This is a genomic window from Calothrix rhizosoleniae SC01 (assembly GCF_900185595.1).
Lineage (GTDB): Bacteria > Cyanobacteriota > Cyanobacteriia > Cyanobacteriales > Nostocaceae > Calothrix_A > Calothrix_A rhizosoleniae.
This window is the reverse complement of sequence record NZ_FYBH01000420.1, coordinates 1-1,104: the sequence shown is the minus strand read 5'-3', so window position 1 is coordinate 1,104 and position 1,104 is coordinate 1. Positions and strand designations below refer to the sequence as shown.

Here is a 1,104-nt window from a genome sequence, read left to right as displayed (position 1 = left end):
TTTGCCTCTACCCCCACATTTGCTGACATCGACGGTGATGGGGATTTGGATGCCTTCATTGGATCATTTGATGGCACCATCAACTACTTTGAGAATGATGGTTCTGGGAACCTCACCCAAGTAACTGGTACTGGTAACCCCTTTAATGGTGTAGATGTGGGGTATAGTTCTGACATCACCTTTTTTGACATCGACGGTGATGGGGATTTGGATGCCTTCATTGGCGACGAAGACGGCAGAATTAACTACTTTGAAAATGATGGTTCTGGCAACTTCACTGAGGTAACCGGCAGCAACAATCCTTTCAATAATGTGAATGTGGGTGGTACCTCTAAAGTAGCCTTTGCCGACATCGATGGTGATGGGAATGTAGAGGCTATTGTGGGAGCATTTGATGGCACCATCAACTACTTTACTCTTACAGATACTCCCCCAGCTACAAGTGATTCTGTCTTTGTAGAACAGACTGGCACAGCTAACCCCTTTGACAGCTTAAATGTAGGAGTTTTTACTGCCCCCACTTTCGCTGACATTGACGGTGATGGGGATTTAGATGCCTTCATTGGGGAAGATGAAGGCAAAATTAACTACTTTGAGAATGACGGCTCTGGCAATTTCACCGAAGAAACTGGCAGTGGTAACCCCTTCGATGGTGTTCTTGTGGGAGGCTCAGCTACCCCTTCAGGGGCGGAGGGCTTATCTACCCCTAGTTTTGCCGACATCGACGGTGATGGAGATTTGGATGCCTTCATTGGGCAAGAAAACGGCACCATCGATTACTTTGAGAATGATGGTTCTGGTAACTTCACCAGAGTAACTGGCAGTGGTAACCCCTTCGATGGTGTAGATGTAGGGTTTGCCTCTAACCCCACCTTTGCTGACATCGACGGTGATGGGGATTTGGATGCTTTCATTGGGGAAGGAGAGGGCAACATCAACTACTTTGAGAATGATGGTTCCGGCAACTTCACCGAGGTAACTGACAGTGGTAATCCTTTTGATGGTGTGGATGTAGGGACTAACTCTGCTCTCTCCTTTGCTGACTTCGACAATGATGGGGATTTAGATGCCTTCATTGGGGAAGATGATGGTAACATCAATTTC

General features: G+C 46.9%; 1 protein-coding gene. It reads left to right on the top strand.

Annotated features, from left to right (window positions below; genetic code table 11):
• Positions 1-1,104 (top strand): FG-GAP repeat domain-containing protein (locus CALSC_RS24780; protein ID WP_143288378.1); only part of this gene is annotated, 1,104 nt, incomplete at both ends.